This is a genomic window from Burkholderia thailandensis E264, assembly GCF_000012365.1.
Lineage (GTDB): Bacteria > Pseudomonadota > Gammaproteobacteria > Burkholderiales > Burkholderiaceae > Burkholderia > Burkholderia thailandensis.
This window is the reverse complement of sequence record NC_007651.1, coordinates 171,123-194,409: the sequence shown is the minus strand read 5'-3', so window position 1 is coordinate 194,409 and position 23,287 is coordinate 171,123. Positions and strand designations below refer to the sequence as shown.

The 23,287-nt window shown below is 67.9% G+C and carries 21 protein-coding genes; 13 read left to right on the top strand and 8 right to left on the bottom strand.

The annotated features are described in order from the left end of the window. Nucleotides 1-6: 6 nt before the first annotated feature. Both BTH_RS13030 and BTH_RS13025 read right to left on the bottom strand, forming a co-directional pair. A complete protein-coding gene (locus BTH_RS13030) occupies nt 7-1,287 on the bottom strand; it encodes an ATP-binding protein (protein ID WP_009893568.1) in 1,281 nt (426 codons plus the stop codon). Nucleotides 1,288-1,304: 17 nt separating this feature from the next. Further along, nucleotides 1,305-1,562, bottom strand: a complete 258-nt coding sequence (locus BTH_RS13025; RefSeq protein WP_009893570.1) for a cysteine-rich CWC family protein — start codon at nt 1,560-1,562, stop codon at nt 1,305-1,307. A 325-nt stretch (nt 1,563-1,887) separates the two neighbouring features. On the opposite strand from BTH_RS13025, the gene argB reads away from it, so the two are divergent. The 7 genes from argB to BTH_RS12990 all read left to right on the top strand — a co-directional run bounded on the left by argB (nt 1,888) and on the right by BTH_RS12990 (nt 8,663). Further along, a complete protein-coding gene (gene argB, locus BTH_RS13020; RefSeq protein WP_009893574.1) occupies nt 1,888-2,787 on the top strand; it encodes an acetylglutamate kinase in 900 nt (299 codons plus the stop codon). Further along, the gene (locus BTH_RS13015; protein WP_009893575.1) at nt 2,784-3,587 is read left to right on the top strand and encodes a pyrimidine 5'-nucleotidase; all 804 of its coding nucleotides are present in this window, start codon (nt 2,784-2,786) and stop codon (nt 3,585-3,587) included. Before argB ends, BTH_RS13015 begins: the two co-directional genes overlap by 4 nt. Next, on the top strand, nt 3,554-4,246 hold the full coding sequence (gene slmA / locus BTH_RS13010; protein ID WP_009893577.1) for a nucleoid occlusion factor SlmA: 693 nt from the start codon (nt 3,554-3,556) through the stop codon (nt 4,244-4,246). The genes BTH_RS13015 and slmA overlap by 34 nt, the downstream gene beginning before the upstream one ends. 305 nt (nt 4,247-4,551) lie before the next feature. Next, nucleotides 4,552-5,697, top strand: coding sequence for a homoserine O-succinyltransferase MetX (locus BTH_RS13005; protein ID WP_009893578.1), 1,146 nt, complete (start codon nt 4,552-4,554; stop codon nt 5,695-5,697). Beyond that, the gene (gene metW, locus BTH_RS13000) at nt 5,694-6,308 is read left to right on the top strand and encodes a methionine biosynthesis protein MetW (RefSeq protein WP_009893580.1); all 615 of its coding nucleotides are present in this window, start codon (nt 5,694-5,696) and stop codon (nt 6,306-6,308) included. Before BTH_RS13005 ends, metW begins: the two co-directional genes overlap by 4 nt. An 11-nt stretch (nt 6,309-6,319) precedes the next feature. After that, nucleotides 6,320-7,633, top strand: a complete 1,314-nt coding sequence (locus BTH_RS12995; protein ID WP_009893581.1) for an AmpG family muropeptide MFS transporter — start codon at nt 6,320-6,322, stop codon at nt 7,631-7,633. Next, complete coding sequence (locus BTH_RS12990; protein ID WP_009893583.1) at nt 7,623-8,663, top strand: M48 family metallopeptidase; 1,041 nt, start codon at nt 7,623-7,625, stop codon at nt 8,661-8,663. The genes BTH_RS12995 and BTH_RS12990 overlap by 11 nt, the downstream gene beginning before the upstream one ends. Nucleotides 8,664-8,890: 227 nt before the next feature. Here the strand turns inward: BTH_RS12990 and BTH_RS12980 are convergent, their stop codons facing one another. Further along, a complete protein-coding gene (locus BTH_RS12980) occupies nt 8,891-9,835 on the bottom strand; it encodes an AraC family transcriptional regulator (protein WP_009893585.1) in 945 nt (314 codons plus the stop codon). Between the two features lie 218 nt (nt 9,836-10,053). Between BTH_RS12980 and BTH_RS12975 the strand changes: the two genes are divergently transcribed. Then, nucleotides 10,054-11,118, top strand: coding sequence for an NAD(P)-dependent alcohol dehydrogenase (locus tag BTH_RS12975; RefSeq protein WP_009893586.1), 1,065 nt, complete (start codon nt 10,054-10,056; stop codon nt 11,116-11,118). A gap of 140 nt (nt 11,119-11,258) precedes the next feature. Here BTH_RS12975 and BTH_RS12970 read toward each other — a convergent pair whose 3' ends face one another. The 5 genes from BTH_RS12970 to gatC all read right to left on the bottom strand — a co-directional run bounded on the left by BTH_RS12970 (nt 11,259) and on the right by gatC (nt 16,418). Then, complete coding sequence (locus BTH_RS12970; protein ID WP_009893587.1) at nt 11,259-12,029, bottom strand: exodeoxyribonuclease III; 771 nt, start codon at nt 12,027-12,029, stop codon at nt 11,259-11,261. Nucleotides 12,030-12,060: 31 nt separating this feature from the next. Next, the gene (locus BTH_RS12965) at nt 12,061-12,900 is read right to left on the bottom strand and encodes a PPK2 family polyphosphate kinase (protein WP_009893588.1); all 840 of its coding nucleotides are present in this window, start codon (nt 12,898-12,900) and stop codon (nt 12,061-12,063) included. 126 nt (nt 12,901-13,026) lie between these two features. Next, nucleotides 13,027-14,499, bottom strand: a complete 1,473-nt coding sequence (gene gatB, locus BTH_RS12960) for an Asp-tRNA(Asn)/Glu-tRNA(Gln) amidotransferase subunit GatB (protein ID WP_009893589.1) — start codon at nt 14,497-14,499, stop codon at nt 13,027-13,029. Nucleotides 14,500-14,501: 2 nt separating this feature from the next. Then, nucleotides 14,502-15,992: an Asp-tRNA(Asn)/Glu-tRNA(Gln) amidotransferase subunit GatA gene (gatA, locus tag BTH_RS12955; RefSeq protein ID WP_009893590.1), complete on the bottom strand. Its 1,491-nt coding sequence runs from the start codon at nt 15,990-15,992 to the stop codon at nt 14,502-14,504. Nucleotides 15,993-16,118: 126 nt separating this feature from the next. Continuing rightward, a complete protein-coding gene (gene gatC / locus BTH_RS12950; RefSeq protein WP_009893592.1) occupies nt 16,119-16,418 on the bottom strand; it encodes an Asp-tRNA(Asn)/Glu-tRNA(Gln) amidotransferase subunit GatC in 300 nt (99 codons plus the stop codon). A gap of 365 nt (nt 16,419-16,783) precedes the next feature. Here gatC and BTH_RS12945 point away from each other — a divergent pair, with 365 nt between their 5' ends. From BTH_RS12945 to rodA, 5 genes are all read left to right on the top strand, one after another. Further along, nucleotides 16,784-17,827, top strand: coding sequence for a rod shape-determining protein (locus BTH_RS12945; protein ID WP_004189550.1), 1,044 nt, complete (start codon nt 16,784-16,786; stop codon nt 17,825-17,827). Nucleotides 17,828-17,946: 119 nt separating this feature from the next. Then, nucleotides 17,947-19,026: a rod shape-determining protein MreC gene (gene mreC, locus BTH_RS12940; protein ID WP_009893617.1), complete on the top strand. Its 1,080-nt coding sequence runs from the start codon at nt 17,947-17,949 to the stop codon at nt 19,024-19,026. Next, nucleotides 19,023-19,535, top strand: a complete 513-nt coding sequence (gene mreD, locus BTH_RS12935) for a rod shape-determining protein MreD (RefSeq protein ID WP_009893619.1) — start codon at nt 19,023-19,025, stop codon at nt 19,533-19,535. The genes mreC and mreD overlap by 4 nt, the downstream gene beginning before the upstream one ends. A gap of 163 nt (nt 19,536-19,698) precedes the next feature. Continuing rightward, on the top strand, nt 19,699-22,107 hold the full coding sequence (gene mrdA / locus BTH_RS12930; protein ID WP_009893621.1) for a penicillin-binding protein 2: 2,409 nt from the start codon (nt 19,699-19,701) through the stop codon (nt 22,105-22,107). An 11-nt stretch (nt 22,108-22,118) separates the two neighbouring features. Then, on the top strand, nt 22,119-23,267 hold the full coding sequence (gene rodA, locus BTH_RS12925; RefSeq protein ID WP_009893622.1) for a rod shape-determining protein RodA: 1,149 nt from the start codon (nt 22,119-22,121) through the stop codon (nt 23,265-23,267). Nucleotides 23,268-23,287 lie beyond the last annotated feature (20 nt).

Below are 23,287 nucleotides of genomic sequence, written 5' to 3'. Positions count from 1 at the left end.
TCTGGTCTATCCGTTTTCGTTCGCCATCTCGGCCGCCACCTGGCGTGCGACCGGCAGCCGCAGGATCACCCGCGTGCCGCGCGGCTGCGCATCGGCGAGCTCGATCGAGCCGCCCAGGCGCGCCGCCGCGCTGAACGCCAGGTACAGGCCCACCCCGTGGCCGCCCTGCGTGCTGTCGACGGGCGCCGCGCCGAGCGTGTCGCGCAACGCGGCCGGGATGCCCGGCCCGTTGTCGCAGACTTCGAACTCGATTTCGTCGCGTGCGCCGTCGTGCGCGATCGTTGCCGCCAGCGTAACGCGATCGCGGCTCGCGCGCGCGGCATTGTCGAGCAGGATGGTCAGGATCTGGCCGACCGCGACCGTATCGTCGAGGGCGACGCCCGCGGGCCGCGGCCCCAACTGCTCGAACAGCACGTGCGGATGGCGCAGCCTCCAATGCTCGACGAACGTGTCGAGCCACTCGCCGACGGGCTCGCGGCTCGGCCGCTCCGATGCGCGGCTTCTCAGGCGCGCGAGCGCCGACGTGCACTGCGACATCTGCTCCTCGAGCACCTTCAGGTCCGCATCGTAGCGCGCGAGCCCCGCATCCGTGCGGGCGGCCTCGCGCAATTCCTCGGTCAGCATCGCGATCGTCGACAGCGGCGTGCCCATCTCGTGCGCGACGGTGGCCGCCTGCACGCCGAGCGCGACCGCGCGCTCGTCGCGCAACAGCGCCTGCTGCGCCTCGCCGAGCGCCGCGTCGCGCTGGCGCAGCGCGCTCGACATCCGCGCGACGAACCACGCGATGAGCCCGACGCTCACCATGAAGTTCACCCACATGCCCGCACGAAAATAATCGAACAGATTCGCGGGGTTATCCAGATTGAGCGGCACCGAATCGAAGCCGAGCGCGAGGTAGCACGCGACCGCGAACGCCGCGAGCCAGATCATCAGGTGCCACGGCAGCACCGCGGCCGCGATCGCGAGCGACGGCAAATACAGCGAAACGAACGGGTTCGTCGTCCCGCCCGACAGGAACAGAAGCGCCGACAGCGCGCCCAGGTCGACCCATAGCTGGCCGAGCAGCTCGAAGTTGGTCTCGGGCCGCGCGCGCAGCACGCGCACCCACGTGAGCGCGTTGAACACGATTTCGAGCGCGATCACCATCAGCATCGCCGGCAATGGCAAATGGACGCCGAAATAGGTCTGTACGACGGCGATCGTGACGAGTTGGCCGATGATCGCAAGATTGCGCAACCAGAACAGATGGCTCAGGTTGACGCGTCCGGTAGTGGTGATTCGTTGCATCCGCGCAGTTTACCTTCTCAGTCTTCGCGCTTGGGTCGATCCGCACCCGCCCCCGCGCCTACGGCGCCGGCGGCGATGCGCCGGGCGATCTCGTCGGCAAGGCATTCCGGGCACAGGCAGCGCGCGCCCGTCGCGGGTTGCGCGCCGGGCGGCATCGCCGGCATCGCCGCGCACCAGCAGGTGAACGGACGCGTGCGGGCGCCGCAGTCGAACGCGCTGCCGCAGCGCGGGCAGCGCTTGCTGATCAGGCCGGACGTGGCGGCGGGCTCGGTCATCGCAAATGGGCCGGGTCAAGCCGGAATGTGGGCAAAACGATAAAAGAATGAACGTCGGCGCCGGCCCGAACAGCCGATCCGCCGCCGCGGCTCGCCCGCACGGCCGGCGCCTCGCGGCGCGCAGCCAAGCGTCACGTGCCAAGCATAAGCGCCGCGCGTGGAAATTGCATGCGGATCGCGCAGGAAAACCTCACTTTTTCCGGCGCCGCCGCCGGGTTTCGAGACGCTCGCCGCCCCTTGGCCGAACGGCCAAAAACCCCATGCTGCGCTGCGCCACTCCTGTACAATTCCGCCTGTTTCAACGTTTCGCACCAGAGCCGCCGCCATGTCCGAGCCGATCGACCTCTCGCAGATCTCCCCCTCCCTGAAAGCCGAAATCCTCGCGGAGGCGCTGCCGTACATTCGCCGTTACCACGGCAAGACCGTGGTGATCAAATACGGCGGCAACGCGATGACGGAAGAGCGGCTCAAGCAAGGCTTCGCGCGCGACGTGATCCTGCTGAAGCTCGTCGGCATCAACCCGGTGATCGTGCACGGCGGCGGCCCGCAGATCGACCAGGCGCTCAAGAAGATCGGCAAGCAGGGCACGTTCATCCAGGGGATGCGCGTCACCGACGAAGAGACGATGGAAGTCGTCGAGTGGGTGCTGGGCGGCGAGGTGCAGCAGGACATCGTCACGCTGATCAACCATTTCGGCGGCCACGCGGTCGGCCTGACGGGCAAGGACGGCGGCCTCATCCACGCGCGCAAGCTGATGATGCCGGACCGCGACAACCCGGGCGAGTACGTCGACATCGGCCAGGTCGGCGAGGTCGAGGCGATCAACCCGGCCGTCGTGAGGGCGCTGCAGGACGATGCGTTCATTCCGGTGATCTCGCCGATCGGCTTCGGCGAGGACGGCCTGTCGTACAACATCAACGCGGACCTCGTCGCGGGCAAGCTCGCGACCGTGCTGAACGCCGAGAAGCTCGTGATGATGACGAACATCCCCGGCGTGATGGACAAGGAAGGCAACCTGCTGACCGACCTGTCCGCACGCGAGATCGACGCGCTCTTCGAGGACGGCACGATCTCGGGCGGCATGCTGCCGAAGATCTCGTCCGCGCTCGACGCGGCGAAGAGCGGCGTGAAGTCGGTCCACATCGTCGACGGCCGCATCGAGCACTCCGTGCTGCTCGAAATCCTGACCGAGCAGCCGTTCGGCACGATGATCCGCTCGCATTGAGCGCGCGCCGCCAGCCGCGCCGCACGGCCTCGCCGCCTGCAAGCAAGCAGCCGCCCGAACGCCGGCGCGAGCGGCGCGCCCGCCCGCAGGCGGGCGGCCCCGTCTGGCTCTTCGATCTCGACAACACGCTGCACCACGCGTCGCACGCGATCTTCCCGGCGATCAACCGGGCGATGACGCAGTACATCATCGATACGCTGAAGGTCGAGCGCGCGCACGCCGATCACCTGCGCACCCACTACACGCGCCGCTACGGCGCGGCGCTCCTGGGCCTCGCGCGCCATCACCCGATCGATCCGCACGATTTCCTGAAGGTGGTCCACACGTTCGCCGACCTGCCGTCGATGGTGCGCGCCGAGCGCGGGCTCGCACGGCTCGTCGCCGCGCTGCCCGGCCGCAAGATCGTGCTGACGAACGCGCCCGAAGCATACGCGCGCGCGGTGCTGCGCGAGCTGAAGATCGAGCGCCTGTTCGAGCGCGTGATCGCGATCGAGCAGATGCGCGACCGCCGCGCTTGGCGCGCGAAGCCCGACGCGACGATGCTGCGCCGGGCGATGCGCACGGCGCACGCGCGCCTGTCGGACACGATCCTCGTCGAGGACACGCGCGGCCACCTGAAGCGCTACAAGCGGCTCGGCATCCGCACCGTCTGGATCACGGGGCATCTGCCCGGTCATCTGCCAAGCTACGGACGACCGCACTATGTCGATCGTCGCATTGGTTCGCTAAAATCGCTGCGATTGGGCACTCGATCGGGGCGACGAAAATGCAGCCGACTCACCCGCAGGACCCGGCAGTAACCGCAGCGGCGGGCGACAAACGCAACGCCGCGAGCCGCGCGCGCCCGAAACCGGGCGAGCGGCGCGTGCACATCCTGCAGACGCTCGCGTCGATGCTCGAATCGCCGAAGCGCGAGAAGATCACGACGGCGGCGCTCGCCGCGCGCCTCGACGTGTCGGAGGCCGCGCTGTACCGGCATTTCTCGAGCAAGGCGCAGATGTTCGAAGGCCTGATCGAATTCATCGAGGAAACGTTCTTCGGGCTCGTCAACCAGATTGCCGCGAACGAGCCGAACGGCGTGCTGCAGGCGCGCTCGATCGCGTTGATGCTGCTCAATTTTTCCGCAAGGAATCCCGGCATGACGCGCGTGCTGACGGGCGAGGCGCTCGTCGGCGAGCACGAGCGCCTCGCCGAGCGCGTCGATCAGATGCTCGAGCGGGTCGAGGCGTCGATCAAGCAATGTCTGCGCGTCGCGCTCCTCGACGCGAACGCGCGCGCCGACGGAGCCGGCGGCGGCGCGCCGCCGCCCGTGCCGCTGCCGGACGACTACGATCCGGCGCTGCGCGCGAGCCTCGTCGTCAGCTACGTGCTCGGGCGCTGGCACCGTTATGCAAAGAGCGGCTTCACGAAAGCGCCCGGCGAGCACGCCGACGCGCAATTGCGGCTGATCCTGCAGTAACGCGAAGCGGGGCGGCAACAAGCATCCGGCACGCATCGACGCGCGGGCGACGCCGGACGCGCGGCTCCCCCCTCCGTCGCCGCGGCGCGGAAATTTTTCCGTTATACTTGCCCGGCTATCGTCGCCGCTTCGCGGCGATGCTCGGAAAGCGCGCCGATTTGCTGACTCGATTGCGGGCGCGCGAACCGGCCGGGGCTCGTTCCCGGCGGGTTCACTACAAATGCGGCTAAAGAGGTCGTCAGCCTGCCCCCGCTTCCCGCGCACGCCCGACAACCATTTAGCCGCCCAGTCATAAGGCGGAACGAATGGAATCGATCGGCGTCGTCGCTCCACACACCATGCATTTCGCCGAACCGCTGCGCCTGCAAAGCGGCAGCGTGCTCGGCAACTATCAGCTCGTCGTCGAGACCTACGGCGAGCTCAACGCCGCGCGCTCGAACGCGGTGCTCGTCTGCCACGCGCTCAACGCGTCGCATCACGTCGCGGGCGTCTACGCGGACGATCCGCGCAGCACCGGCTGGTGGGACAACATGGTCGGGCCCGGCAAGCCGCTCGACACGAACCGCTTCTTCGTGATCGGCGTGAACAATCTCGGCTCGTGTTTCGGCTCGACGGGGCCGATGAGCATCGATCCGGCAACCGGCACGCCGTACGGCGCGCGCTTTCCCGTCGTGACGGTCGAGGATTGGGTGCACGCGCAGGCGCGCGTCGCCGATGCGTTCGGCATCGAGCGCTTCGCCGCGGTGATGGGCGGCAGCCTCGGCGGGATGCAGGCGCTCGCGTGGAGCCTGCTGTATCCGGAGCGGGTCGCGCACTGCATCGACATCGCGTCGACGCCGAAGCTGTCCGCGCAGAACATCGCGTTCAACGAGGTCGCGCGCTCGGCGATCCTGTCGGACCCCGATTTCCACGGCGGCGACTACTACGCGCACGGCGTGAAGCCGCGGCGCGGCCTGCGCGTCGCGCGGATGATCGGCCACATCACGTATCTGTCCGACGACGACATGGCCGAAAAATTCGGCCGCGCGCTGCGCCGCGCGGACGGCGCGCTCGACGCGTACAACTTCAATTTCGACGTCGAGTTCGAAGTCGAGTCGTACCTGCGCTACCAGGGCGACAAGTTCGCCGACTACTTCGACGCGAACACGTACCTGCTGATCACGCGCGCGCTCGACTACTTCGATCCGGCGAAGGCGTTCAACGGCAACCTGAGCGCGGCGCTCGCGCACACGAAGGCGAAGTATCTCGTCGCGAGCTTCACGACCGACTGGCGCTTCGCGCCCGCGCGCTCGCGCGAGATCGTGAAGGCGCTGCTCGACAACCGGCGCTCGGTGTCGTACGCGGAGATCGACGCGCCGCACGGGCACGACGCGTTCCTGCTCGACGACGCGCGCTACCACAACCTGGTGCGCGCCTATTACGAACGAATTGCCGAGGAGGTGGGCGCATGAACCAACAGGCGCTGAACACGCTGTCCGCGCGCGCGGACTTTCGCGCGATCGCGCGCTGGGTCGAGCCGCGCTCGACGGTCCTCGATCTCGGCTGCGGCGACGGGTCGCTGCTGTCGCTTTTGACCGAGGAGCTCGAAGTATCCGGCTACGGCGTCGAGATCAACGACGCGGGCGTGCTCGCGAGCGTGAAGAACGGCATCAACGTGATCCAGCAGAATCTCGAGGACGGCCTGCGCCTCTTCGAGGATCACAGCTTCGATTTCGCGATCCTGTCGCAGACGCTGCAGACGATCCACCAGACCGCCGCGATCCTGCGCGAGACCGCGCGCGTCGGGCGCGAATGCATCGTGTCGTTTCCGAACTTCGGCTACTGGTCGCACCGGCTATCGGTGCTGCGCGGCCGGATGCCGGTGTCGAAATCGCTGCCTTATCAGTGGCACAACACGCCCAACGTGCGGGTGCTGACGATCAAGGATTTCGAAGCGCTCGCGCCCGAAGTCGGCGTCGAGATTCTCGACCGCGCCGTGCTGCACGAAGGCCAACCGATTCGATGGGGAGTGAACTGGCGTGGTAGTCTTGCGGTCTACCGCGTCAAGCGGAGACAACCCTAGTATTTAGTTCGATGACCAAACCGCCGCACGACGCACCCGCCCTCAACGCCCACGAGGACCACCCGGGCTGGCGCGCGTATCTGAACACGCACATGCTGATTTGCGTCTTTCTCGGCTTCACGTCGGGACTGCCGCTCTTCACGCTCGTCTACCTGGTGCAGGCCTGGCTGCGCTCGGAAGGCGTGAACCTGAAGGAAATCGGCCTCTTCGCGCTCATTCAGTTCCCCTATACGTGGAAGTTCCTGTGGGCGCCGCTGATGGACCGCTTCATCCCGCGCCTGCCCGGCTGGCGGCCGGGGCGGCGGCGCGGCTGGATGCTCGTCACGCAGTTGCTCGTCGCTGCGGCGATCGCCGCGCTCGGCTTCGTGTCGCCGCGCGAATCGATCTGGACGGTCGCCGCGCTGACGACGCTCGTCGCGTTCTTCGGCGCGAGCGCCGACATCGTGATCGACGCATACCGCCGCGAGCTGCTGCGCGACACCGAACAGGGCCTGGGCAACGCCGTGCACGTGAACGCGTACAAGGTCGCCGCGCTGATTCCCGGCTCGCTGTCGCTGATCCTGTCCGATCATCTGCCGTGGGACGCCGTGTTCGCGCTCACCGCCGCGTTCATGCTGCCCGGCATCGTGATGACGCTCGTCGTGCGCGAGCCGGACGTGCACGGCGCGCCGCCGAAGAATCTCTCGGAAGCGGTGATCCTGCCGTTTCGCGAGTTCATCGGCCGCGACGGCTGGCGCGGCGCGCTGCTCGTGCTCGGCTTCATCTTCCTCTACAAGCTCGGCGACACGATGGCGACGACGCTGTCGACATCGTTCTTCCTCGACCTCGGCTTCAACAAGACGCAGATCGGCGTGATCGCGAAGACGACCGCGTTCTGGGCGAGCCTCGCGGGCGGCATCATCGGCGGCGTGTGGCTCGTGAAGATCGGCATCGCGCGCGGGCTGTGGATCTTCGGGGTCCTGCAGATCGTGTCGACGCTCGGTTTCGCGTGGCTCGCCAAGGCGGGCCCGGATTCCGTGCTGATGGCCGCCATCTACGGCTTCGAGACGTTCTCGACGGGCCTCACGCTCGCCGCGTTCACCGCGTACATCGCGAGCACGACGGACCCGCGCTATACCGCAACGCAATTCGCGCTCTTCACGAGCCTCGCGTCGGTGCCGCGCACGCTCGCGTCGGCGTCGAGCGGCTTCATCGTGGCGCAGATCGGCTGGTTCGACTATTTCCTCGTCTGCGCGGCGCTCGGCATCCCCGGGATGCTGCTGCTGTTCAAGATCGCGCCGTGGAACGGCAGCATGTCCGGCAACGAGGCCGCCCGTGCCGGCTAAGCTGCGCGCCGCACGCGCCGCGCTCACGCTCGTGGGCGGCGTCGCGCTCGGCGTCGCGGGCCCGGCGCTCGGGCTCGAGCTGTGCATGGCCGAACCGATGCTCGTCGCCGACAACGGCACGCCGTCCGCGCCGCCTGCGCCGAGCGCGCCTTCGGCCGCCGCCCCGGCGGCGCCCGCCGCGGCGCCCGCTGCCGGCAACCCGAAACCATATGGGCTCGGCGATCAGCAGGTGCGCTACGGCAACGCGATCGTGTTTCGCAGCCTGATTCCGTCGCCGCTCCTCGAACAACTGACCGACAACGAGTACCGGCAGACCGTGCAGGACGCCGCGCAGCGCGAGCGCCTGCTGCCGCCGAACAACGCGCGCGTGAAGCGGCTGCGCACGATCGTCACGCGGCTCGCGCCGTATGCGGTCAAGTGGAGCGAGCGCGTGAAGGGCTGGAACTGGGAAATCGAGGTGCTGCGCTCGCGCTCGATCCGCGCGTTCTGCCTGCCCGGCGGCAAGGTGCTCGTCGACAGCGGGCTGCTCGACCGGCTGCGCCTCACCGACGACGAGATCGGCGTGCTGTTCGCGCACGAGATCGCGCACGCGCTGCGCGAACATGCGCGCTCGAGCCTCGGCGAGCAACAGGCCGCGTCACTCGGCACGGGCGCGACGCCGCTGCCGCCCCTGTTCGGGCTCTCGGAGCCGCTGCCCGCGCCGCTTGGCGTCGTCGAGCGCTTCGCGTCGGTCCGCTACGATCCGACCGACGAAACCGAAGCCGACGTGATCGGCGGCGACATCGCCGCGCGCGCGGGCTTCGATCCGCGCGCGGCGATCACGCTGTGGGACAAGCTCGCGGTCGCGACGCGCGCCGACAAGGACAACGGCTTCATCTACGCGCACCCGTACGACACGCGGCGGCGCAACGATCTGCGCAAGCGCCTCGCCGACCTGATGCCGCTCTACCGGAAGGCGCTCGTCAAGAACGCCGCCGCGGGCGCGGCGGCCGGCGCGAAGCAGCGCGGCGCCGCGACGGCGAACCGCTGAGCGACGGCAGTCCGGCGAAGCCGTTAGCGTGCGGCGGGCGCGCCGCCGACGATCCGCACATCGGTTCGCTCGTCAGCCGGCGCGCGGCCGCCCGCGCCGGCAATCCGCCCGGCGTGCGAGCCGTGTCGCGCAGGCGGTTCGCATACCGGTTCGCGAGCGCCCCCAGCGTCAATCGCCCCGCCCGCGCGCCGAACACGCGATTCGCCGCCGCGCCCCGCTGCCGGCGATCACTCTCCCGTGTCGAGCCCGGCGGGCTGCCGGCCGCCCGCCTGCACCCAGCGCACTTCGTCGCTCGGGCTGCGCCCGAACAACCGCTTGAACTCGCGGCTGAACTGCGACGCGCTCGCATAGCCGACTCGCGCCGCCGCCGCGCCCGCGTTCAACCCGTCCTGCACCATCATCAGCCGCGCGTGATGGAGCCGCGTCGCCTTCACGTACTGCATCGGCGAGCTTGCCGTCACGCTCTTGAACTGCGCATGGAACACGGCGAGGCTCATCCCCGCTTCGCTCGCGAGCGTCTCGACGTCGAGCTCGCCGCTCAGATCCGCATGAATCCTGCGCAGCGCCCGCGCGACGCGCCCGAAGTGATGCTGCTGCGCGAGCGCCGCGCGGATCGCGTCGCCCTGCGCGCCCGTCAGCACGCGATAGCCGATCTCGCGCATGATCGCCGGCCCGAGCACGCGCGTATCGGCGGGCGACGCGAGCGCTTCGAGCAGGCGCAGCACCGCGTCCGCGAGCGGCGCGTCAAGCGGCGTCGAGTAGATGCCGCGCGGCTCGCTGATCGACGCGCCGTGCGTCTCGTCGAGCAGGATCGCGAGCTCGGCGATCACCGCGAGATCGATGCGAATCGAAATGGCGAGAAACGGCTCGTCCGGCGTCGCGAACGTCTCGCATTCGAACGGCAGCGGCACCGACAGCACGAGATACTGCCGCGCGTCGTAGACGAAGGTCTGCTCGCCGACATAGCCGCGCTTGCGCCCCTGACACACGACGATGATGCTCGGGTCGTACAGCACCGGCATCCGCGGCACCGGCCGGTTCGAGCGGATGAAGCGCACGCCGTCGATCGGCGCGTGCGTGTAGCCTTCGTTCGGCGCGAGCTGGTCGAACAGCGCGAGGATGCGGCGCTGCAGGCGCGCGCCGCCGTCGGGGAAAAGGGGATCGAAGCTCATCGGACTTCCTTCGTGCTGCAAGAGAAACAGGCTTGCAATCTAGCACCGGTCAGGCCTTTTTTCCGCGCTTCGCCCGAAGTTCAAGAGAAATAGGCAAACCTTCAAGATCTTCAGGTATTCCTGCCAACCGGCCGCGTGCTTAGGATTGCTCCCGTGCCGCTGCACCGCCGCATTCCGCGGCCGCGCGCGGCGCACGCCTTTTCGAGTCAGGAGCCTTCATGAGCACGACTTACGCTTACGCGGCAACGAGCGCCACGACGCCGCTCGCGCCGTTCGAATTCCAGCGCCGCGCACTGCGCGATCTCGATGTGCAGATCGAGATCCTCTACTGCGGCGTCTGCCACTCCGATCTCCACCAGGCCCGCAACGAATGGAAGAACACGACTTACCCGGTCGTGCCGGGCCATGAAATCGTCGGCCGCGTGACGGCCGTCGGTCCGCAGGTCACGCGCTTCAAGACGGGCGAGCTCGTCGGCGTCGGCTGCCTCGTCGATTCGTGCCGCACGTGCCCGAGCTGCGAGGAAGGGCTCGAGCAGTATTGCGAGAACGGTTTCGTCGGCACCTACAACGGCCGCGACCGCGCGACGGGCGACGTCACGTTCGGCGGCTACTCGACGCAGATCGTCGTCGACGAGGCGTTCGTGCTGCGCGTGCCCGACACGCTCGATCCGGCAGGCGCGGCGCCGCTCCTCTGCGCGGGCATCACGACGTATTCGCCGCTGCGCCAGTGGGGCGCGGGGCCCGGCAAGAAGGTCGGCGTCGTCGGCCTGGGCGGCCTGGGCCACATGGGCGTGAAGCTCGCGCGCGCGATGGGCGCGCACGTCGTGCTGTTCACGACGTCGCCGTCGAAGATCGACGACGGCAAGCGGCTCGGCGCGCACGAAGTCGTCATTTCGAAGGACGAAGCGCAGATGAATGCGCATCTGAACAGCTTCGACTTCATTCTGAACACGGTCGCCGCGCAGCACGATCTGAATCCGTTCCTCCATCTGCTCAAGCGCGACGGCACGATGACGCTCGTCGGCGCGCCGGAGCACGACCATCCGTCGCCGCAGGTGTTCAACCTGATCTTCAAGCGCCGCCGCCTCGCGGGCTCGCTGATCGGCGGGATCGCCGAGACGCAGGAAATGCTCGATTTCTGCGCACTGCACGGCATCACGTCGGACATCGAGGTGATTCCGATGTCGCAGGTCAACGCGGCCTACGAGCGGATGCTCAAGAGCGACGTGAAGTATCGGTTCGTGATCGACATCGGATCGATCAGGCCGCCGCGCGCCGCGTAACGGGCGACGCGGGCGACGCGCGGCTGCGCGCCGCAACGCGAGCCGTAAGAACACGGGCCGCGCACGCGGCCCGTTCTTCCTTCATCGCCCCCCGATCGCCCGACCGCGCTCACGGACGCGAACGACGCGGCCCCGCCGCGTCATTTGTAGTCGTAATCGACCGTGAGCGGCGCGTGGTCGCTGAACTTGATGTCGCGGAAGATCGACGTGCCTTTTGCCGTGCCGGCAACGCCCGGCGTCGCGATCTGGTAGTCGATCCGCCACCCGACGTTCTTCGCATACGCCTGGCCACGGTTGCTCCACCACGTGTACTGCTCGGGCCGCGAATCGAGCGTGCGGAACACGTCGACGTAGCCGACCTCGTCGAACAGCTTCGTGAGCCACGCGCGCTCCTCGGGCAGGCAGCCGGAGTTCTTCTGGTTGCTCTTCCAGTTCTTGATGTCGATTTCCTTGTGAACGATGTTCACGTCGCCGCACAGGATCACTTCGCGCTTCGACTTCAACTCGGCGAGATGCGGCATGAACTCGTCCATGAAACGGTACTTCGCCTGCTGGCGCTCGTCGCCGCTCGAGCCCGACGGCACGTACACCGACACGATCGACAGCTTGCCGAAGCGCGCCTCCACGTAGCGGCCCTCCGCATCGAATTCGCTGCTGCCGTAGCCGATGATCACGTCGTCGGGCTCGCGGCGTGAATAGAGGCCCGCGCCGCTGTAGCCCTTCTTCTGCGCGTGATGGAAGTAGCTCCGAAAGCCGTGCGGCCCGACGAACTCGGCGGGCAAGTCGTCCGCCGACACCTTGATTTCCTGCACGCAGACGCAGTCGGCGTTCTGCTCGCCGAGCCACTCGAAAAAGCCCTTCTTCGCCGCCGAGCGGATGCCGTTCAGATTCGCGGTGATGACACGCAGCATGATGAGTTCCGTCCAGTGAATTCGTTGCGGTTTATTGGATCCTGACGCCCGCGAGTTCCGGCTTCCCGGGCGGATAGTCAAGCTTCATTCCGGTCAGCACCTGCAGCAGCAGCTCCGCGATCATCACGTTGCGATGCGTCTTCGAATCGGCCGGGATCACGTACCACGGCGCATGCTCGGCAGATGTCGCGGCAAGCGCGTCGCGGTACGCGGCCTGATACGCGTCCCAGTGCTTGCGCGCGTCGAGATCCGAAATATCGAACTTCCAGTGCTTGCTCGGATCGTCGACGCGCGCCTGCAGCCGGTCGCGCTGCTCGTTCTTCGAGATGTGCAGGAAGCATTTGACGATCGTCGCGCCGGATTCGACGAGCATCTCCTCGAACTGACGGATCTGCCGGTAGCGGCGCTCGCATTCGGTCTTGTCGATCGCGCCCAGCACGCGCGGCACGAGCACGTCTTCGTAATGGCTGCGGTTGAAGATCGCGAGTTCGCCCGCCGCGGGCGCCTGCGCGTGCACGCGCCAGAGAAAGTCGTGCGCGAGCTCGACGGGCGTCGGCGACTTGAACGACACGATCCGCAAGCCAAGCGGGTCGACCTCGCGGAACACCGCGCGCACGGTCCCGTCCTTGCCGCTCGTATCCATGCCCTGCAGCACGAGCAGCATGCGCTTCCACTGCTGCGTGTGCAGCCGGTCCTGCAACGTGTCGAGCTGCATCGACACGGCGGACAGCCGCTCGCGGTCGGTTTCCTTCGAGCCGCTCGAAAACGGCTTCGCGGCCGGATCGAACGCATCGAGCGTGAACGCGGCGGTTTCCTTTTCGTGCGTGTGATACGGCACGCGGTAGTCGTCGAGCGACGGTTGCTTGGCCATCGGCACCTCCTGTCGTGTTGCACGAAGCGCGGCCCGGCGCCCCGCGAAACGCGAGCGGGCCGCCGCCGAACCTGCGTTCGGGGCGGCCCGCCTGCATCAGTACGGCTTCAATTCGGCGGCGCCCGCTCAGCCGAGCTTCTTCTTCAGGAGCTCGTTGACCTGCTGCGGGTTCGCCTTGCCCTTCGTCGCCTTCATCGCCTGGCCGACGAGCGCGTTGAACGCCTTTTCCTTGCCCGCGCGGAACTCCTCGACCGACTTCGCGTTCGCGGCGAGCACCTCGTCGATGATCGCCTCGAGCGCGCCCGTATCGGAGATCTGCTTCAGGCCCTTCGCATCGATGATGCGGTCGGCCGCGCCTTCGTCGGCCGCCTTCTCGTCCCAGATCGCCACGAAGATTTCCTTCGCGATCTTGTTCGAGATCGTGCCGTCGGCGATCCGCTGCAGCACGAGCGCGAGCTGCGCGGCCGACACCGGGCACGCATCGATGTCGATGCCGTCGCGATTGAGTTGCGACGACACGTCGCCCATCAGCCAGTTCGCGGCGATCTTCGCGTTTGCCGCGCCCGCCTTCGCGACGACGGCCTCGAAGTACGCGGCCATCGCCTTCGTCGACGTCAGCACGCCCGCGTCGTACGCGGACACGCCGTACTGCTCGACGAAGCGCTGCTGCATCGCGGCCGGCAGCTCGGGCATCTCGCCCTTCACGCGCTCGATCCAGTCCGCGCCGATCACGAGCGGCATCAGGTCCGGATCGGGGAAGTAGCGGTAGTCGTGCGCGTCTTCCTTGCTGCGCATCGAGCGCGTCTCGCGCTTGTCCGGATCGTACAGGCGCGTTTCCTGCACGACTTCGCCGCCGTCCTCGATCAGCTCGATCTGGCGGCGCACTTCATAGTTGATCGCGTCCTCGAGGAAGCGGAACGAGTTCAGGTTCTTGATCTCGGCGCGCGTGCCGAACTTCTCCTGGCCGACCGGGCGCACCGACACGTTCGCGTCGCAGCGGAACGATCCTTCCTGCATGTTGCCGTCGCAGATGCCGAGCCACACGACGAGGCCGTGCAGCGCCTTCGCGTACGCGACCGCCTCGGCCGCGCTCCTCATTTCCGGCTCGGTGACGATCTCGAGCAGCGGCGTGCCCGCGCGGTTCAGGTCGATGCCCGTCATCCCCGCGAAGTCCTCGTGCAGCGATTTGCCCGCGTCCTCTTCGAGGTGCGCGCGGGTCAGGTTGACCGTCTTCGAATACGCCTGCTTGCCTGCCTTTTCGTTGGCGGGCACCTGGATCGTGATCTGGCCGCCCTGCACGACCGGAATCTCGTACTGGCTGATCTGATAGCCCTTCGGCAGATCCGGATAGAAGTAATTCTTGCGCGCGAAGATGCTGCGCGGCGCCACCGTCGCGCCGATCGCGAGGCCGAAGCGGATCGCCCGCTCGACCGCGCCGCGGTTCAGCACGGGCAGCACGCCCGGCAGCGCGAGATCGACGGGGCACGCCTGCGTGTTGGGTTCCGCGCCGAACTGCGTCGACGCGCCCGAGAAAATCTTCGAGACGGTCGACAGTTGCGCGTGCGTCTCGAGGCCGATAACGACTTCCCACTGGGTCATGCTCACACTCCTGCCGGTTCTTGTACGTGCCAGTCGGTCGCGCGCTGGAACGCGTCGGCGACCTGCAGCATCCGGGCTTCGTCGAAATAGTTGCCGATGATCTGCAGGCCGACCGGGCGCTTCGCGTTCGCGCCCGCGCCGAAGCCGCACGGCACGCTCATGCCGGGCAGGCCCGCGAGGCTCACCGACAGCGTGTAGATGTCCGCGAGATACATCTGGACGGGATCGTCGCCCTTCGCGCCGATGTCCCACGCGACGGTGGGCGATGCCGGGCCCATGATCACGTCGCAGGATTTGAACGCTTCCTGGAAATCCTGCGCGATGATGCGGCGGATCTTCTGCGCCTGCAGGTAGTACGCGTCGTAGTAGCCGTGCGACAGCACGTACGTGCCGACCAGAATCCGGCGCTTCACTTCGGGCCCGAAGCCCTCGGCGCGCGACTTCTTGTACATGTCGAGCAGATCGCGGTATTCGGCCGCGCGGTGACCGTAGCGCACGCCGTCGAAGCGCGACAGGTTCGACGACGCCTCGGCGGGCGCGATCACGTAGTAGACGGGGATCGACAGCTCGGTCTTCGGCAGCGACACCGGCACGAGCGTCGCGCCGAGCGTCTCATAGGTCTTGAGCGCCGCGTCGATCGCCGCGCGCACGTCGTCGGCGAGGCCCGCGCCGAAATACTCGGCCGGCAGGCCGATGCGCAGGCCGGCGAGCGGCTTGCCCGCGTCGCCGCCGGCCGCCCAGGTCTTGCCGAGGTGGCGCGTGTAGTCTTCGTCGGCGCGCTCGAGGCTCGTCGAATCGCGCTCGTCGAAGCCCGCCATCGCGTTCAGCAGGAGCGCGCAGTCGGCCGCGCTCCGCGCCATCGGGCCGCCCTGGTCGAGCGACGACGCGAACGCGATCATCCCGTAGCGCGACACGCGCCCGTAGGTCGGCTTGATGCCCGTCACGCCGGCGAACGACGCCGGCTGGCGGATCGAGCCGCCCGTGTCGGTGCCCGTCGCGGCGGGCGCGAGGCGCGCGGCGACGGCCGCGGAGCTGCCGCCCGAGCTGCCGCCCGGCACCGCGTTCGTGTCCCACGGGTTCTTCACCGGGCCGAACGCGGAGTTCTCGTTCGACGAGCCCATCGCGAACTCGTCCATGTTGGTCTTGCCGAGCGTGACCATGCCGGCCGCCGACAGGCGGGCGACGACGGTCGCGTCGAACGGGCTCGCGTAGTTCGCGAGCATCTTCGAGCCGGCGGTGGAGCGCCAGCCGCGCGTGACGAACACGTCCTTGTGCGCGATCGGCAGGCCGGCGAGCGGGCCCGCCTCGCCCTTGGCGAGCGCGGCGTCGGCGGCCTTCGCCTGCGCGAGCGTCAGCTCGGCGTCGACGTGGACGAACGCGTTCAGATCGCGCGCGGCGTCGATCCGTTTCAGATAGTGCTGCGCCAGCTCGACGGCCGAGCATTCCTTGGCGTCGAGCGCGGCGCGCAGTTCGGTCAGGCTTTTTGCGTGCATTGCGTGGGTTTCCTGGATTCTTCGGCGCGCGGCGAAAAGCGCACGCCCGGGCGAACAAGCTGGCGAATCGGGCGGGCGGAGCCGACGGCAGCGCGGCTGCGGCCGTCGGCGGCCCGAGTCGAATGCTTACTCGATCACCTTCGGCACGAGGTACAGGCCGTCCTGGACGGCCGGGGCCGGGCGCTGATTGTCGTCGCGGTTCACGTGCTCCGTGACGACGTCGTCGCGCAGCCGCTGCGCGACTTCGAGGATCTGCTCGATCGGGTGCGCGAGCGGCGCGATGCCCGTCGTGTCGACGGCCTGCATCTGCTCGACGAGGCCGAAGAACTCGTTGAGCTGGGTCAGCGTGCGCTCGGCGTCGGCATCGGCCATTTCGAGCCGCGCAAGGTGCGCGATGCGTTTCACATCGGTCAGGGTCAAAGCCATGCGGTCACCGGAAAAACAAGGGCTTGGCGCAGCGTGAAACTTGCGTTGCGTCAGGGGGTTGGAGGGTCCGATCGAACCCTCAAAAATCGGGGGCGAAGCGGCGAAAATACCGCCCGTTTCGATTCAAATACAGCGAAATTATAAGGTATCATTACGCGTTCGACCCAGACCCGGACTGCCTTTGCCGCGCCGCCGCCGCTTTGACGAAGCCGCGCGGGCTTCGCGCCGGTCCCGGAAGATTTCACTCGCAGCTTCGCGTTTTTCGAGCGGCCGCTCCCGCCCGATCCGAGGCTGTTATTTTTTCCGCTGCCGCCCTTCGCGCCATGTCCGCATGGGGCCGGCCCCAGAGCGAAACAGGATTCTGAATGTTCGGTTTTTTGCGCAGCTATTTCTCCAACGATCTCGCGATCGATCTCGGCACCGCAAACACCCTGATCTACATGCGCGGCAAGGGCATCGTGCTCGATGAGCCGTCCGTCGTCTCGATCCGCCAGGAAGGCGGCCCGAACGGCAAGAAAACGATTCAAGCAGTGGGCAAGGAAGCGAAGCAGATGCTCGGCAAGGTGCCCGGCAACATCGAGGCGATCCGTCCGATGAAAGACGGCGTGATCGCCGATTTCACGGTCACCGAGCAGATGATCAAGCAGTTCATCAAGACTGCGCACGAATCGCGGATGTTCTCGCCGTCGCCGCGCATCATCATCTGCGTGCCGTGCGGCTCGACCCAGGTCGAGCGCCGCGCGATCAAGGAGGCGGCCCACGGCGCGGGCGCGTCGCAGGTCTACCTGATCGAGGAGCCGATGGCGGCCGCGATCGGCGCGGGCCTGCCGGTGTCGGAGGCGACGGGCTCGATGGTCGTCGACATCGGCGGCGGCACGACGGAAGTCGGCGTGATCTCGCTCGGCGGCATCGTGTACAAGGGTTCGGTGCGCGTCGGCGGCGACAAGTTCGACGAGGCGATCGTCAACTACATCCGCCGCAACTACGGGATGCTGATCGGCGAGCAGACGGCCGAGGCGATCAAGAAGGAGATCGGCTCCGCGTTCCCGGGCTCCGAAGTCAAGGAAATGGAAGTGAAGGGCCGCAACCTGTCGGAAGGCATTCCGCGCAGCTTCACGATCTCCAGCAACGAAATCCTCGAGGCCCTGACCGATCCGCTGAACCAGATCGTGTCATCGGTGAAAATCGCGCTCGAGCAGACGCCGCCGGAACTCGGCGCGGACATCGCCGAGCGCGGCATGATGCTCACGGGCGGCGGCGCGCTGCTGCGCGACCTCGATCGCCTGCTCGCCGAGGAAACCGGCCTGCCCGTGCTCGTCGCCGAGGACCCGCTCACCTGCGTCGTGCGCGGCTCCGGGATGGCGCTCGAACGGATGGACAAGCTCGGCAGCATCTTCTCGTACGAGTGATCGTCTAGGCATCCGTATGTCGCTCGCGCGGCGTGGCAGGCTCGCTCGTTTAGAACGAACCGCCGCGCCGTTCGTGCGTCTGAGCAACATCTAAATCGATCACGCGCCCGGCGCCGACCATGGAATACAGTCCGCCGCCTCTCTTCAAGCAAGGTCCGTCCGCGCTCGCGCGGCTGATCTTCTTCGTCGTCCTGGCGATCGCGCTCCTCGTCTCGGACGCGCGCTTCAACACGCTCGAAATCGCCCGCGGCGTGCTCGGCACCGTGCTCTATCCGCTGCAGCGCGCGGCGCTCGTGCCGCGCGACCTGATCGTCGGCGCGGCCGAGCTCGCGACGTCGAGCACGGCGCTGCGCCACGAAAACCAGCAATTGCGCGACCGCAACCTGAAGCTGTCGCTGCAGGCGAACCAGGCGGGCCAGCTCGCCGCCGACAACGCGCACCTGCGCGCGGTGCTCGAGCTGCGCCAGCAGATCGCCACGCAGGCGACGCCCGTCGAGATCCAGTACGACACGGGCGATCCGTTCTCGCAGAAGATCATCATCGGCCACGGCTCGCAAGCGGGCATCCAGAACGGCGCGCCCGTCGTCAGCGAGGACGGCGTGATCGGCCAGGTCACCCGCGTGTTTCCGCTGCAGTCGGAAGTCACGCTCGTCACCGACCGCGACCTCGCGATTCCGGTGCAGGTGCTGCGCACCGGGCTGCGCAGCGTGATCTACGGCACGCCGAAGGGCGATGCGCTCGATCTGCGCTTCGTGCCGACGAGCGCCGATCTGCTCGCGGGCGACGAACTCGTGACGAGCGGCCTCGACGGCGTCTATCCGCCGGGGCTGCCGGTCGCGAAGGTCGTGCGCGTCGACAAGCTCGCCGATACGGCGTTCGCGCACGTCATTTGCGCGCCGATTGCGGCGGTGCGCGGCGCGCGCGAGATGCTCGTGCTGCACTACCGCACCGACATCCCGCCGCGGCCCGCCACCGACGACGCCGCGAGCGATGCGAAGACGGCGAAGGGCAAAAAGGCGGCGAAGGGCGCGGACAAGAACGCGAAGGCCGCCGATAAAGGCGCGGCGAAGGGCGCGGACAAAGGCGCGAAGCCGGCCGCCCCGCCACCCGCGCCCGCGCAGAACCGGCCGGCCGCAGCGGCGCAACCCGCCGCTTTGCTCAAGCCCGCGGCCGCGCCGTCGCAAGGAGCGCCGCGATGAGCCGCCCTCAGTACATCCTGCAGCCCGTCAATCCGTACTTCATCGTCTTCAGCCTCGCGGCCGCGTTCCTGCTGAACCTGATGCCGTGGGGCCGGATTCCCGGCGTGCCCGATTTCGTCGCGCTCGTCCTGCTGTTCTGGAACATCCATCAGCCGCGCAAGGTCGGCATGGGCGTCGCGTTCGCGCTCGGCATCCTGATGGACGTCCACGACGCGAGCCTCCTCGGCGAGCACGCGCTCGCGTACACGCTGCTGTCGTACGGCGCGATCACGATCCACCGGCGCGTGCTGTGGCTGCCGCTTGGCGTGCAGATCTTCTACGTCGCGCCGCTTCTCGTGCTCGCGCAACTCGTGCCGTTCGTGATCCGGCTGCTGATGGGCGCCGCGTTCCCCGGCTGGAGCTATCTCGTCGATGGCTTCGTGGAGGCGGCGCTGTGGCCGGTCGCGAGTCATCTGCTGCTGATGCCGCAGCGCCGTCCGGTCGACCCGGACGACACGCGGCCGATCTGACGCGCCGCGCCGCCAGGAGTCTCCCGTTGAACGCCCGCCGATCGACCGACCGTCCGCTCGCCGCCGGCGAGTCGCGGCAACCGCACGGCGGCCGGCGCACCGCGCCGGCGCGGTCCTGCATGCCGTCGCGGCGGCAAAAGCGCGCCCCTTCATCCGTAATCGCATGACCGAATTCAAGGACACACAACAGCAGCTGTCGAAGTTCCGCCTGCGCGTCGCGGCGGCGGGCGTGTTCGTGTTCGTCTGCTTCGGCCTGCTCGCCACGCGGTTCTTCTACCTTCAGGTCTGGCAGCACGGCAAGTACGCGCTGCAGGCCGAGGAGAACCGGATCTCGGTCGCGCCGATCGTCCCGAACCGCGGGATCATCACCGATCGCAACGGCGTCGTCCTCGCGAAGAACTACTCCGCGTACACGCTCGAGATCACGCCGTCGAAGCTGACCGACACGCTCGAAAGCACGATCAACGCGCTCTCCGAGATCGTGCAGATCGACGCGCGCGACCGCCGCCGCTTCAAGAAGCTGCAGGAGGACTCGAAGAACTTCGAGAGCCTGCCGATCCGCACGCGCCTCACCGACGGCGAAGTCGCGCGCTTCACCGCGCAGCGCTGGCGCTTCCCGGGCGTCGACGTGCGCGCGCGCCTGTTCCGCCAATATCCGCTCGGCCCGACGGCCGCGCACGTGATCGGCTACATCGGCCGGATCTCGAAGCGCGACCAGGACAGGATCGACGCGATGAGCGACGACAACGACAGCGATCCGGAAAGCTACGATCCGCGCCGCGACGCGAACAACTACAAGGGCACCGACTACATCGGCAAGGTCGGCGTCGAACAGAGCTACGAGACCGAGCTGCACGGAATCACGGGCTTCGAGGAAGTCGAGGTGACGGCGGGCGGGCGGCCCGTGCGCACGCTGTCGCGCACGCAGGCGACGCCCGGCAGCAACCTCGTGCTGTCGCTCGACATCGGGCTGCAGCAGGTCGCCGAGCAGGCGTTCGCCGGCAAGCGCGGCGCGCTCGTCGCGATCGAGCCGAAAACGGGCGACGTGCTCGCGTTCGTGTCGTCGCCGAGCTTCGATCCGAATTCGTTCGTCGACGGCATCGACCAGCAGACCTGGGACGAGTTGAACAACTCGCCCGACAAGCCGCTCCTGAACCGGCCGCTGCACGGCACCTATCCGCCCGGCTCGACGTACAAGCCGTTCATGGCGCTCGCGGGCCTCACGCTCGGCAAGCGCACGCCCGGCTGGGGCTTCCAGGACCCCGGCTACTTCACGTTCGGCGGCCACACGTTCCGCAACGACGTGCGCTCGGGCCAGGGCTGGGTCGACATGAACAAGGCGATCATGGTGTCGAACGATACGTACTTCTACATGCTCGCGCGCGACCTCGGCGTGACCGCGATCGCGAACTTCATGAAGCCGTTCGGCTTCGGCCAGCTCACGGGCATCGACATCCAGGGCGAGGCGCGCGGGGTCCTGCCGTCGCCCGAATGGAAGAAGAAGACGTTCAAGAAGGCCGCGCAGCAGAAATGGTTCGACGGTGAAACGATCAGCCTCGGGATCGGCCAGGGCTACAACTCGTTCACGATCCTGCAGCTCGCGCACGCCACGGCGACGCTCGCGAACGATGGCGTGGTGATGAAGCCGCACCTGGTGAAGGAGGTCGAGAACCCGATTTCGCGCGAGCGGCACCTGACGGTGCCGAAGGAAAGCGGCGTGATCCCGCTCAAGCAGAGCGACCTCGACGTCGTGAAGCGCGGAATGGAGAACGTCGTCGAGAACCCGTCGGGCACCGCGTTCAAGGTGTTCCGCGGCGCGCCGTACCTCGCGGCGGGCAAGACCGGCACCGCGCAGGTGTTCTCGCTGCAGGGCGGCAACTACCGCGGCCACCTGCTTGCCGAGCATCTGCGCGATCACGCGCTCTTCATCGCGTACGCGCCTGTCGACCATCCGCAGATCGCGCTCGCGCTGATCGTCGAGAACGGCGGCTGGGGCGCGCAATCGGCGGGCCCGATCGCGCGGCGCGTGCTCGATTTCTACCTGCTCGACCGCAAGAATCCGGCGACGGAGGCGGCAGCCGTCGCGGCGGCCGCGTCGGCGACGGAGCCGATCAACGCGCCCGTGATCGGCGATGCGACGAAGCCCGTCGGCGTTGCGGCCGGGTTCAAGGCGCTGCCGCAGCCGACGCCGCCCACGCCGGCGAGCGGCGCGGCCGGCGCATCGGGCGCGAGCGGAACGGAGACGGGGCAAGCAAGCGCGGGCGCCGGCTCGCCGGGCGGCGACGCCGCGACCGGCGGCGCCGCCGGCGTCTCGGCGAGCGTGACGGGCGGCGCGGCCAACGGGTCGAGCGCCACGCCGACGGCGGGCGCCGCCGCGAGCGCGCCGCCTGCGCTGCGCCGCCTGCCGTCGCGCAAGCCGCGGCGCACGCCGGCGAGCGGCGCGGCGATCACGGCCGCGGCCCCGCTCGACGACCAGCGGAAGTCCCCGTCGGGAGACCGGAAAAAGTCCCCGCAGGACGACAACCCTGCCGTCTCCGCCGCCAAGCCGGCGGCGGGCGGCATCGACGAGTAACGGAGACAGGCATGCAATTCGACAAGCGCGCCTCGCTCGACAAGATCAAGCAGATGTTCGCGGGCTTCGACCGGCCGCTCGCGCTCATCGTGTTCCTGCTGCTGTGCGTCGGCATCGTCACGCTTTACAGCGCGAGCATCGACATGCCCGGCCGCGTCGAGGACCAGTTGCGCAACATCATGCTGACGTTCGTGCTGATGTGGGTGATCGCGAACATCCCGCCGCAGACGCTGATGCGCTTCGCCGTGCCGCTCTATTCGTTCGGCGTCGCGCTGCTCGTCGCGGTCGCGCTATTCGGGATGACGAAGAAGGGCGCGAAGCGCTGGCTGAACGTCGGCGTCGTGATCCAGCCGTCCGAGATCCTCAAGATCGCGACGCCGCTGATGCTCGCGTGGTATTACCAGCGGCGCGAAAGCAGCCTGCGCTGGTACGACTTCGTCGTCGCGTTCGGAATCCTGATGGTGCCCGTCGGACTGATCGCGAAGCAGCCGGACCTCGGCACCGCCGTCCTCGTGTTCGCGGCGGGTCTCTTCGTGATCTATCTCGCGGGGCTGTCTTACAAGCTGATCGTGCCCGTGCTCATCGCCGGCGTGCTCGCGGTCGGCTCGATCGCCGTGTTCGAGGAACGCATCTGCCAGCCCGACGTCGTCTGGCCGCTGATGCACGATTATCAGAAGCACCGCGTCTGCACGCTGCTCGATCCGACGTCCGATCCGCTCGGCAAGGGCTTTCACACGATCCAGGCGGTGATCGCGATCGGCTCCGGCGGCCCGCTCGGCAAGGGGTATCTGAAGGGCACGCAGGCGCACCTCGAATTCATTCCGGAAAAGCACACCGACTTCATCTTCGCGGTGTTCTCCGAGGAGTTCGGGCTCGTCGGCGGGCTCGTGCTGCTGACGCTGTACATGGCGCTGATCGCGCGCGGGCTCTACATCGCCGCGCAGGGCGCGACGCTGTTCGGGCGGCTGCTCGCGGGCTCGCTCACGCTCGCGTTCTTCGTCTACGCGTTCGTCAACATCGGGATGGTGAGCGGCGTGCTGCCCGTTGTCGGCGTGCCGCTGCCGTTCATGAGCTATGGCGGCACGGCGCTCACGACGCTCGGCATCGCCGTCGGGCTCATCATGAGCGTCGGGCGGCAGAAGCGGCTGATGAAGAGTTGATCGAAGCGGCGCGATGCGCC

Bases quoted from the DNA above. Each gene is read 5' to 3' on its own strand.
- gatB (WP_009893589.1), bottom strand. From the start codon at position 14,499: ATGACCCAGTGGGAAGTCGTTATCGGCCTCGAGACGCACGCGCAACTG.
- slmA (WP_009893577.1), top strand. From the start codon at position 3,554: ATGCAGCCGACTCACCCGCAGGACCCGGCAGTAACCGCAGCGGCGGGC.
- BTH_RS12945 (WP_004189550.1), top strand. From the start codon at position 16,784: ATGTTCGGTTTTTTGCGCAGCTATTTCTCCAACGATCTCGCGATCGAT.
- BTH_RS12970 (WP_009893587.1), bottom strand. From the start codon at position 12,029: ATGCTGCGTGTCATCACCGCGAATCTGAACGGCATCCGCTCGGCGGCG.
- argB (WP_009893574.1), top strand. From the start codon at position 1,888: ATGTCCGAGCCGATCGACCTCTCGCAGATCTCCCCCTCCCTGAAAGCC.
- BTH_RS12995 (WP_009893581.1), top strand. From the start codon at position 6,320: ATGACCAAACCGCCGCACGACGCACCCGCCCTCAACGCCCACGAGGAC.
- BTH_RS12980 (WP_009893585.1), bottom strand. From the start codon at position 9,835: ATGAGCTTCGATCCCCTTTTCCCCGACGGCGGCGCGCGCCTGCAGCGC.
- gatA (WP_009893590.1), bottom strand. From the start codon at position 15,992: ATGCACGCAAAAAGCCTGACCGAACTGCGCGCCGCGCTCGACGCCAAG.
- mrdA (WP_009893621.1), top strand. From the start codon at position 19,699: ATGACCGAATTCAAGGACACACAACAGCAGCTGTCGAAGTTCCGCCTG.
- mreD (WP_009893619.1), top strand. From the start codon at position 19,023: ATGAGCCGCCCTCAGTACATCCTGCAGCCCGTCAATCCGTACTTCATC.
- BTH_RS12975 (WP_009893586.1), top strand. From the start codon at position 10,054: ATGAGCACGACTTACGCTTACGCGGCAACGAGCGCCACGACGCCGCTC.
- BTH_RS13030 (WP_009893568.1), bottom strand. From the start codon at position 1,287: ATGCAACGAATCACCACTACCGGACGCGTCAACCTGAGCCATCTGTTC.
- metW (WP_009893580.1), top strand. From the start codon at position 5,694: ATGAACCAACAGGCGCTGAACACGCTGTCCGCGCGCGCGGACTTTCGC.
- BTH_RS13025 (WP_009893570.1), bottom strand. From the start codon at position 1,562: ATGACCGAGCCCGCCGCCACGTCCGGCCTGATCAGCAAGCGCTGCCCG.
- rodA (WP_009893622.1), top strand. From the start codon at position 22,119: ATGCAATTCGACAAGCGCGCCTCGCTCGACAAGATCAAGCAGATGTTC.
- BTH_RS13005 (WP_009893578.1), top strand. From the start codon at position 4,552: ATGGAATCGATCGGCGTCGTCGCTCCACACACCATGCATTTCGCCGAA.
- BTH_RS12965 (WP_009893588.1), bottom strand. From the start codon at position 12,900: ATGGCCAAGCAACCGTCGCTCGACGACTACCGCGTGCCGTATCACACG.
- mreC (WP_009893617.1), top strand. From the start codon at position 17,947: ATGGAATACAGTCCGCCGCCTCTCTTCAAGCAAGGTCCGTCCGCGCTC.
- gatC (WP_009893592.1), bottom strand. From the start codon at position 16,418: ATGGCTTTGACCCTGACCGATGTGAAACGCATCGCGCACCTTGCGCGG.